The organism is Streptomyces sp. NPDC052301 (genome assembly GCF_044593395.1).
Classification (GTDB): domain Bacteria; phylum Actinomycetota; class Actinomycetes; order Streptomycetales; family Streptomycetaceae; genus Streptomyces.
Map to the genome: position 1 here is coordinate 81,415 of NZ_JBIUBE010000004.1, position 8,924 is coordinate 90,338.

9 protein-coding genes and 1 pseudogene are annotated in these 8,924 nt (G+C 73.4%); 7 read left to right on the forward strand and 3 right to left on the reverse strand.

Annotated features, from left to right (window positions below; all coding sequences use genetic code 11):
• Positions 1–225: 225 nt before the first annotated feature.
• Positions 226–870: an HNH endonuclease family protein gene (locus ACIHEJ_RS11255; RefSeq protein ID WP_400135129.1), complete on the reverse strand. Its 645-nt coding sequence runs from the start codon at positions 868–870 to the stop codon at positions 226–228.
• A 391-nt stretch (positions 871–1,261) separates the two neighbouring features.
• On the opposite strand from ACIHEJ_RS11255, the gene ACIHEJ_RS11260 reads away from it, so the two are divergent.
• On the forward strand, positions 1,262–1,840 hold the full coding sequence (locus ACIHEJ_RS11260) for a TMEM165/GDT1 family protein (protein ID WP_400134186.1): 579 nt from the start codon (positions 1,262–1,264) through the stop codon (positions 1,838–1,840).
• Positions 1,841–1,999: 159 nt separating this feature from the next.
• On the forward strand, positions 2,000–2,689 hold the full coding sequence (locus tag ACIHEJ_RS11265) for an HAD-IA family hydrolase (protein WP_400134188.1): 690 nt from the start codon (positions 2,000–2,002) through the stop codon (positions 2,687–2,689).
• 49 nt (positions 2,690–2,738) lie between these two features.
• Here the strand turns inward: ACIHEJ_RS11265 and ACIHEJ_RS11270 are convergent, their stop codons facing one another.
• Entirely contained in the window at positions 2,739–3,896 is a 1,158-nt protein-coding gene (locus ACIHEJ_RS11270; RefSeq protein WP_400134190.1) for a peptidoglycan-binding protein, read from the reverse strand.
• A 142-nt stretch (positions 3,897–4,038) separates the two neighbouring features.
• Here ACIHEJ_RS11270 and ACIHEJ_RS11275 point away from each other — a divergent pair, with 142 nt between their 5' ends.
• A complete protein-coding gene (locus ACIHEJ_RS11275; protein ID WP_400134192.1) occupies positions 4,039–6,078 on the forward strand; it encodes a DHA2 family efflux MFS transporter permease subunit in 2,040 nt (679 codons plus the stop codon).
• Here the strand turns inward: ACIHEJ_RS11275 and ACIHEJ_RS11280 are convergent.
• Complete coding sequence (locus ACIHEJ_RS11280; RefSeq protein WP_400134194.1) at positions 6,062–6,589, reverse strand: GNAT family N-acetyltransferase; 528 nt, start codon at positions 6,587–6,589, stop codon at positions 6,062–6,064. The two genes, ACIHEJ_RS11275 and ACIHEJ_RS11280, sit on opposite strands and share 17 nt — an antisense overlap.
• 52 nt (positions 6,590–6,641) lie before the next feature.
• On the opposite strand from ACIHEJ_RS11280, the gene ACIHEJ_RS11285 reads away from it, so the two are divergent.
• The 4 genes and pseudogenes from ACIHEJ_RS11285 to ACIHEJ_RS11300 all read left to right on the forward strand — a co-directional run.
• Positions 6,642–7,364, forward strand: a complete 723-nt coding sequence (locus tag ACIHEJ_RS11285; protein ID WP_400134196.1) for a helix-turn-helix transcriptional regulator — start codon at positions 6,642–6,644, stop codon at positions 7,362–7,364.
• A 49-nt stretch (positions 7,365–7,413) separates the two neighbouring features.
• Positions 7,414–7,827, forward strand: coding sequence for a nuclear transport factor 2 family protein (locus tag ACIHEJ_RS11290; RefSeq protein WP_400134198.1), 414 nt, complete (start codon positions 7,414–7,416; stop codon positions 7,825–7,827).
• Between the two features lie 77 nt (positions 7,828–7,904).
• Positions 7,905–8,600 (forward strand): hypothetical protein, encoded by a 696-nt coding sequence (locus tag ACIHEJ_RS11295; RefSeq protein WP_400134200.1) that lies wholly within the window; start codon positions 7,905–7,907, stop codon positions 8,598–8,600.
• Positions 8,601–8,605: 5 nt separating this feature from the next.
• Positions 8,606–8,924 (forward strand): annotated as a pseudogene (locus ACIHEJ_RS11300) (hypothetical protein); the annotation flags it as partial.

Consider the following 8,924-nt stretch of genomic DNA (forward strand, 5'->3'; position numbering starts at 1 on the left):
CCTGAGGCGCTCTCGGCCGGCTGCCTGAGGCACCGTCGGCCGGCTCTGCCCGAGGCGGTGCCGGCCGGCTTCCCGGGGTCGCCCGCCACGACGGGCGGGCCGCTCGCCCGGTGACCTGACACCTGACGCGGCAGTGGCCGGCCCCACGGGGCCGGCCACTGTCTGTCGGGCGCGTGCCGGAGGTCCGGCGGGAGGGTCAGCAGCCGGCCAGGTCGTTCTGCAGGCTCAGCAGCCGGCCAGGTCGTTCTGCAGGGCGCTCTTCTCGGCGGAGTCGACCGAGAGGTTGTAGTAGTACTTCACCTGCACCCAGGCGCGGACGTAGGTGCACAGGTACGCGGTGCGGGACGGGACCCAGGTGGCCGGGTCCTGGTCGCCCTTGGCCTGGTTGACGTTGTCGGTGACGGCGAGGAGCTGGGGCCGGGTGACGTCGTTGGCGAACGCCTGGCGCTGGGCGGTGGTCCACTTGCTCGCGCCGGAGTCCCAGGCCTCGGCCAGCGGGACCAGGTGGTCGATGTCCAGGTCGGAGGCGGCGGTCCAGGTGGCGCCGTCGTACGGGGAGTACCAGCTGCCGCTGGTGGCGGCGCAGGAGGAGTCGGTGACGACGTTCGAGCCGTCCCGCTTGAGGATCCACTCGCGGGTGTTGCAGGTGCCGGAGATGGTGATCCAGGTCGGGAAGAGGGAGCGCTGGTAGCCGGTGCGGTTCTCGGTGGCGACCGTGAGCTGGGAGAGGTAGCTGCGGGCGGTGGCCCCGCTGACCGGGGTGGGGAGGGCGGCGGAGGCGGTCGGGCCGTTGAACAGTCCGGCCGAGGCTATGAGACCGGTGAGGGCCGCGAGTATGCTCAGTCGTCGACGCGCGTAGACACGAGACAAGCGGGACATGCGAACTCCCATGTGGGGCGAGGGTGTGGGGCGCGAGCGAGGGAATGCTCGCGGGGGCGTGTTTCCGGAGGGTGAGCGCTCGGTGAGAATCTAGTGACGTGTCCATGTCACTACAAGGTCCACAGTCGAACTTTTGCGTCCCGTACTATGGGAGGCGCAGAAGGGGAGTAGCTCTTCGCCGGACCGTCGACATACTGCTCAGTCAGCTGAGCCGGCGCCCGGGGGCGGATCTTCGAGTCGATTCGAGGACTGCCAGCGAGACCTTCGGCAAGCAGTGCACGCCCGTGTCCCACGACACGGGCGCCGAGTGCGCTGCCGTGCCGAGGTGTCATCGCGTGACGTACCACACTCTCGGTGGGGCAGCCCGACCGATTGAGGGACCTTGATCAGCATCACCGTGACGGCGCTCGTCTTCGGCGTCATCTTCCTCGCCGAACTGCCGGACAAGACCGCGCTCGCCGGCCTCGTCCTCGGCACCCGTTACCGCGCGAGCTACGTCTTCGCGGGCGTCGCCGCCGCCTTCCTGGTGCACGTCGTGCTCGCCGTCGCGGCCGGCAGCGTGCTGACTCTGCTGCCCCAGCGGATCGTGCACGCGATCACCGGCGTCCTCTTCCTCGGCGGTGCGGCGATGCTCCTGCTGCACAAGGGCGAGGAGGAGGAGATCAAGAAGCCCGCCGACCAGTCCTTCTGGAAGGTCGCGGGTACGGGCTTCATGCTGATCCTGGTCGCCGAGTTCGGAGATCTCACCCAGATCATGACCGCCAACCTCGCCGCCCGCTACGACGACCCGCTCTCCGTCGGCCTCGGCGCGGTGCTCGGCCTGTGGGCCGTCGCCGGGCTCGGCATCGTCGGCGGAAAGGCCCTGATGAAGCGGGTGCCGCTGCGCCTGATCACGCAGATCGCGGCGCTGCTGATGCTCGCGCTCGGTGTGTGGAGCCTGTACGAGGCCGTGGCCGGCTGAGCTGAACGGTGGGTGAACCCTCGCCGGGGGCGGTGGCGGGATCCGCTCCCGGTTTTGTACCGTAGAGAAACAAAGTGGCTCCCGCCCGTTTTCCCTGACCGGCGGGCGGGGCCGCCTTGTCCCTCCCCTTCCCGGGGCCATTCGTTCCTGGAGCTGCCCATGACGGCCACCGCCGCGTCCTCCACCGCCCTGCCCGCCGTCCTCACCGCCCGCGCCCTCCTGCTCGACATGGACGGCACCCTGGTCAACTCGGACGCCGTCGTGGAACGCATCTGGCGGCGCTGGGCCGAGCGGCACGGGCTGGACGGCGACGCGGTCATGAAGGTCGTGCACGGTCGGCAGGGGCACGCCTCCATGGCTCTCCTCCTGCCCGACCGGCCCTTGGAGCAGAACCTCGCGGACAACGCCCGCATGCTCGCCGAGGAGACCGCCGACATGGACGGCGTGATCGAGATCCCCGGCGCGAGCGCCTTCCTCGCCTCCCTGCGCGGGCTGCCGCACGCCCTGGTGACCTCCGCGGACGTGGCCCTGTCCACCGCGCGCATGAACGCCGCCGGGCTGCCGCTGCCCGAGCTGCGGGTGACCGCCGAGTCGGTGGGGGCGAGCAAGCCAGATCCCGAGGGGTTCCTGAAGGGGGCGGCCGAGCTGGGGATCGACCCCGCGGAGTGTGTCGTCTTCGAGGACTCGGGCGCGGGGATAGCGGCAGGGCGGGCCGCCGGCATGCGTGTCGTGGGGGTCGGACCCCGGGCCGCCGCGCACGGTCCCGACGTGGTCGTACGCGATCTCACACAGGTGCGGGTCGAGGACGCGGGCGAGGGGTTGCTCCGTCTGCACGTCGGCCAGGCGTAGGGTTCCGCCCTCCATCCTGCGTGACTGCGCCCTCCGGGCCCCGGGTTCCTCACGGGTCCGACGTCTCCCCCTCCAGGCTCGCCCGGGTCGCAGGCCCGTACACGCCCAGGGTGTCGCCGCGGATGCCCCTGGCCAGTTGGTAGTTGAGCACGGCGTCCTCCACCGGGCGGGTGAAGACCCCGTCGATCTGGTCGCCGTAGAGATTCAACTGCCGTAGCCGCAGCTGGAGTTCCCTCACCTCCGGGCCGGAGTCGCCGCGTTGCAGCACCGGGGCGGCGGCGGGGGTGGTGCGGGGGGCGGTGGAGGTCTTCGGGCTCGGAGTGGGGGAGGGGGCGCGGGGCGCCGAGCCGGACGGGGAGGGGGACGGTGAGGCGGAAGGCGTGGCGGACGGGCTCGGACCGGCCGACGTGGGCGGGGGCGCGGAGGGCGCGGGGGAGCGGGGCGGTGCGACGGGGGGCCGCGGTGAGGTCGAGGCCGGGGCCGCTGCGCTCGGCACGCTCTGCCTGACCTCCTGGGCCGCCCGGTTCCGGGTCGGCGTGTGATAGGAGAAAAGCCCGCTCGCGACACCGGCCGCCACGACGACGGCCACCCCGGCCCCCGCGACCGACAGCAGCACCGTACGACGGCCCCTGGGGCGTATCCGCTCCTCCTCGCGGTCACCGTGTTCCTCGCCACCGGGCTCCCCCGCGTGGGGCACGTCCCCACCGGACCCGACCTCGACCGGGTGTGGCGTGCCGGGCCCGCCGACGGCCGTGTCCGCTGTCCCCGGGCCGCCGCCCGTCGTCTCCGCCGTGCCGGACCCGACCTCGACCGGGTGTGGCGTGCCGGGCCCGCCGACGGCCGTGTCCGCTGTCCCCGGGCCGCCGCCTGTCGTCTCCGCCGTGCCGGACCCGACCTCGACCGGGTGTGGCGTGCCGGGCCCGCCGACGGCCGTGTCCGCTGTCCCCGGGTCGCCGCCTGTCGTCTCCGCCGTGCCGGACCCGCCCGCACCCCCCGTCCCGACGCCGTCGGCAGGCGGCGCCGGGGCCTGCATGCCGACGTACGGCCGTATCCGCAGGGGGTCGAAGTCCTCCGCCGCTGCCGCCTCGGCCGTCCGGGCCTCGCGCAGGGCCTCGGACGCCCGCTCGGTGCAGTCGCACGACGGGGTGCGGTCCGCGCCCCTCGGCGCCCCGCACTCCGGGCACGTGTGGCCCTTGGGATCACTCACGTGTTCGTCCCCTCCCCTCACGAACTTCAGAGACTATGCGCACCTCCTCCACAGGCACCGTCGGAAACGCAGGACTCAACAGGCCATAAACGGTGACTCCCACCACCATGGAAGAGGTGCACCCGAGCCCCGGGAGGTCTCCATGACCCTGGACACGCACGGCGCGGCGAAGGACGTGAGGAGCAGCGAGCACGTGCCGGGCAACGTCTTCGTCTCCATCGGCGCCCTGCTGCTCGGGCTGCTGCTCGCCGCGCTCGACCAGACCATCGTGTCGACCGCGCTGCCCACCATCGTCAGCGACCTCGGGGGGCTGGAGCACCTGTCCTGGGTGGTCACCGCCTACCTGCTGGCCTCGACCGCCGCGACCCCGCTGTGGGGCAAGCTCGGGGACCAGTACGGGCGCAAGAAGCTCTTCCAGACCGCCATCGTGATCTTCCTGATCGGATCGGCGCTGTGCGGCATGGCGCAGAACATGCCCCAGCTGATCGGCTTCCGGGCGCTGCAGGGGCTGGGCGGCGGCGGGTTGATGGTGCTGTCGATGGCGATCGTCGGCGACATCGTGCCGCCGCGTGAACGCGGGCGCTACCAGGGACTGTTCGGGGCCGTCTTCGGGGCGACGAGCGTGCTGGGGCCGCTGCTCGGCGGGCTGTTCACCGAGCATCTGAGCTGGCGCTGGGTGTTCTACGTCAACCTGCCCGTCGGTGTCGTCGCGCTCGCCGTGATCGCCACCGCCCTGCAGATCCCGCGCCGTACCGCCCACCATGTCATCGACTACCTGGGGACGTTCCTGATCGCCGCCGTCGCCACCTGTCTGGTGCTCGTCGCCTCCCTCGGCGGCACGACCTGGGCGTGGGGGTCGGCGCAGATCATCGGGCTCGCCGTGCTGGGCGTGCTGCTGGCCGTGGCGTTCGTCGCCGTGGAGCGCCGGGCCGCCGAACCGGTGCTGCCGATGAAGCTGTTCGGCATCCGCACCTTCACCCTGGCCGCCGTCATCAGCTTCGTCGTCGGCTTCGCCATGTTCGGCGCGATGACCTACCTGCCGACCTTCCTCCAGGTCGTGCACGGCATCTCGCCGACCCTGTCCGGGGTGCACATGCTGCCGATGGTGGTCGGGCTGCTGCTGACCTCCACCCTCTCCGGGCAGATCGTCAGCCGCACCGGCCGCTGGAAGGTGTTCCCGCTCACCGGCACCGCCGTCACCACCATCGGCCTGCTCCTGCTGCACCGGCTCGACGAGCACAGCTCCACCGCCGAGATGAGCGTCTACTTCTTCGTCTTCGGCCTCGGGCTCGGCCTGGTCATGCAGGTGCTCATCCTCATCGTGCAGAACGCGGTGTCGTACGAGGACCTGGGCGTCGCCACCTCCGGCGCCACCTTCTTCCGCTCCATCGGCGCCTCCTTCGGCGTCGCCGTCTTCGGCACGGTCTTCGCGAGCCGTCTCGGCGACAAGCTGGCCGCCGCCTTCCGTGGCGTGACCCTGCCGCCCGGCGTCTCCGCGAACGCCCTCGAGTCCGACCCGCGCGGCATCGCCGGCCTGCCGCCCGCCCTGCGCCCGGCGGCCCTGCACGCCTACGCCGCCGCCATCACCGACGTCTTCCTCTACGCCGTCCCCGTCGCCCTCCTCGGCTTCGCGCTGGCCTGGTTCCTGAAAGAGGACCGGCTGCGCGGCTCGGTCACCGCGCCGGACGTCTCCGAGACCATCCCGCCCAACCCCGTCGAGCGGTCCTCCTACGACGAGTGCAGCCGGGCCCTGTCCCTGCTCGGCACCCGGGAGGGCCGCCACGAGATCTACCGGAAGATCGCCGAACGGGCCGGCTACGACCTGCTGCCCGCCGCCAGCTGGATGCTGCTGCGCATCCGCAAGTACGGCTCCGTCGAGCCGGGCGTGCTCGCCGAGCGCAGCCCCGTCCCGCTCCAGGCGGTCATGGCCGCCGCCCGCCAGGTCGAGGAACGGCACCTCGCCGAACGCCGGGGTCTGGACCTGATGCTGACCGAGTCCGGCCGCGCGGTCGCCGAACGGCTCGCGACGGCCCGCGAGGAGTCCCTGGCCGAGCTGCTCGGCAACTGGTGGCAGCCGGGCCGCTCGACCGACCTGACGCGGCTCGTGAAGGAGCTCACCGGTGAACTGTGCGGCTCGGATCAGGAACGGCCGCACAACGGCACCGTCACCAAGGTCGGTTGACGGATTGTGCTGCCACCAGCTCCTTGCGGAACCAGTGTTCGGCGTACCGGTCGTCGTTGTGCGGAGGGGTCTCGGCGTAGCCGAGGCGCGCGTACAGGGCACGGGCCTCGACCAGGTCGGAGCGGGTGTCGAGGACGATACGGCGGGCGCCGAGGGCCCGGGCGGCCTCCTCGGCGGCGGCCACGAGCAGCGCGGCCCCGCCCCTGCCGCGCGTCTCCTCGGTGACGAAGACCCGGGTGAGCTCGGCCGTGTCCGCGTCCAGCAGCCGTACCCCCGCCGAACCGGCCGGTGTGCCGTCGTACCGGGCGACGAGCAACCGGCCGCCGGGCGGGGCGAGTTCGGACCCGGTGGACGCCGCCACCTGCCGCTCCAGCTCGCCCGGGTCGGTGCGCCGGCCCTCGTGCAGCAGGTACCAGCGGTCGCTGACCTCCGTGTAGTACGCCCGCCACAGCGCGGCGGCGACCGGGGAGTCGTACGGTTCCGGGGCGATCGTCCACGTCATGCCGGCCATTGTCGACGCCCGCCGTCCCGCCGCCGGGGTGATTTCCTCGACACTGGCTGCCGTGAACCGCACCGACCGTCTCTACGCCCTCGTCGAGGAGTTGCGCGCCGCCGCTCCCCGCCCCCGCAGCGCCCGCGCGCTGGCCCGGCGCTTCGAGGTCAGCGTCCGCACCATCGAGCGGGACCTGGCCGCGCTGCAGCAGTCCGGACTGCCGATCCACGCCGAGCCGGGCCGCAGCGGCGGGTACGTCCTCGACCGGGGGCGAACCCTGCCGCCGCTGACCATCACCCCTGCCGAGGCGACCGCCCTCGCCGTCGGGCTGCACACCCTCACCGGGACGCCGTTCGCCGCGGACGCGCGCAGCGCACTGCACAAGGTGCTGGCCGTCATGCCGGAACGGGAGCGGCGGGCGGCGGCCGAGCTGGCCGAGCGGGTACGGCTGCTCGTCCCGGCGGCCCGCCCGGCGCGGCCCGCCGGACCGACGGTGCCCGCCGCGCTGCGGGAGGCGCTGACGGCGGGGCGGGTGCTGCGCCTGGAGTACGCCGACGCGGCGGGCCGGGTCACCGCACGGGACGTCGAACCGCTCGGCTTCCTCGGCGGTGAGGAGCACTGGTACCTGGCCGCCTGGTGCCGGCTGCGGGACGCCCCGCGCGGCTTCCGGCTGGACCGGGTCCGCGCGGTGACGGCCCTGGACCAGCGGGCCCCGCACCGCGGCGTCGACCTCGCCGCGCTCGACACGCTCGGCTCGGACGTCGTACCGCTCGACGCGGCGGCGGTGATGTGACGCCAATCACCGACAGGGGGGTGTCGCGGGCGGGGCGGAGGCTGAGCCCATGACATCGACCACGCACACCGGCCCCACCACGCTGACCAGCGACACCGGCATCGCCCTCTTCGACCGCTGGACCGCCCTGTGGAACGGGGACTTCGGCGACCCGGAGGCCTTCCTCGCGCCCGACTTCCGCATCCGCTTCGGCAACGACCCCGCGAACGCCGCCACCGACGAGGTGCGGGGGCCGGCCGGGATGACCGACTACGTCCGGGCCTTCCGGGAGGCGAAGCCCGGACTGCGCTACACCGTCGACGGGACGCCGACGGTGGACTCCGCTCTGGGCCGGGTCGCCTGCTGCTGGTACGTGACCTTCGCGGACGGCGCCCGGAGAAGCGGGATCGACCTGCTGGACGTGGCGGACGGCCGGATCAGGACCGTCTGGTCCGTCACCGGGCTGCGCCGGTTCGCGGACTGACGCCGTTTGTGGGCTGCCTTCCGGGTCACCCGAAGGAGGAGCCGGCCAGCGGGGCCGGCCCGATGCGGAAGGCAACCATGTCCACAGGCATGATCATCTTGCTGATCGTGATCGTGATCGTGGCGGCCGTGGTCGTACTCGCGGCCGCCCTGACCCTGCGCGGCCGGACCCGGCGCGGCGGGCCGAGCCTCAAGCGGCGCTTCGGGCCCGAGTACGAGCGGGCCGTGGCCCTGCACGACGGGGACACCAAGGCCGCCGAGCGGGAGCTGGCCGAGCGCGTGGAACGCCACGGCGAGCTGCGGGAACGCCCCCTGGACGCGGAGGGGCGGGAGCGGTACGCGGCCCGCTGGACGGTCATCCAGGAACACTTCGTCGACTCGCCGCGGCAGGCCGTGGCCGAGGCCGACCAGCTGCTCGCGGAGCTCGCCTCCGTCCGTGGCTACCCCGACGGCGGCCGCTACGAGGAGCAGCTCGCCGCACTGTCCGTGCACCACGCGGACCACGTCGACGGCTACCGGCAGGTCCACCGCGTGGCCCGCGCCGGGGCGAGCGGCGGCCTGAGCGAGGCCGGCGCCGGGACCGAGGAGATGCGTGCGGCCCTGGTCGGCGCCCGTGCCCTCTTCGACGACCTGTCCGGCCCCGGCCAGGACTCCGGCCGCCACCGCGCCCCCTCGGGCACGGCCGGTGGTCCGAAGGCCGGTCCGGGCACGCATTCGCACGCCCGGACCCCCACGCCGTGGGCCCTGCACCGCAGCCGACCGAAGGAGAGCTGAGCGCCATGTCGGACAGCAGGACCGGACCCGGCGACGAGCGGTACCCGCACACGCCGGACGACGAGTGGGCACCGGAGGACGCGTCACCGGGCCGCCGCATCCCGAGGGAGCCCCGGCCGGACGAGCGGCTCCCCGGCGAACCGGTGGCACGGACGGGCCCGTCCGGAACAGCGGCGACCCGCGGAGGCCCGAGGGCGGACGACTGGACCCCGGAGGACGACCACACCGGGGCGGCGGGCGCCGGTGTGCCGGAGCGGGCGATGCGCGCGGATGCGCCCGCCGGACCGCCGGCCGGTGGTCGCGCGGGAGCACGGACGGGTGCGG

Coding starts and splice junctions, on each gene's coding strand:
- ACIHEJ_RS11275 (WP_400134192.1), top strand. CDS start 4,039: ATGACCCTGGACACGCACGGCGCGGCGAAGGACGTGAGGAGCAGCGAG.
- ACIHEJ_RS11280 (WP_400134194.1), bottom strand. CDS start 6,589: ATGGCCGGCATGACGTGGACGATCGCCCCGGAACCGTACGACTCCCCG.
- ACIHEJ_RS11265 (WP_400134188.1), top strand. CDS start 2,000: ATGACGGCCACCGCCGCGTCCTCCACCGCCCTGCCCGCCGTCCTCACC.
- ACIHEJ_RS11290 (WP_400134198.1), top strand. CDS start 7,414: ATGACATCGACCACGCACACCGGCCCCACCACGCTGACCAGCGACACC.
- ACIHEJ_RS11295 (WP_400134200.1), top strand. CDS start 7,905: ATGTCCACAGGCATGATCATCTTGCTGATCGTGATCGTGATCGTGGCG.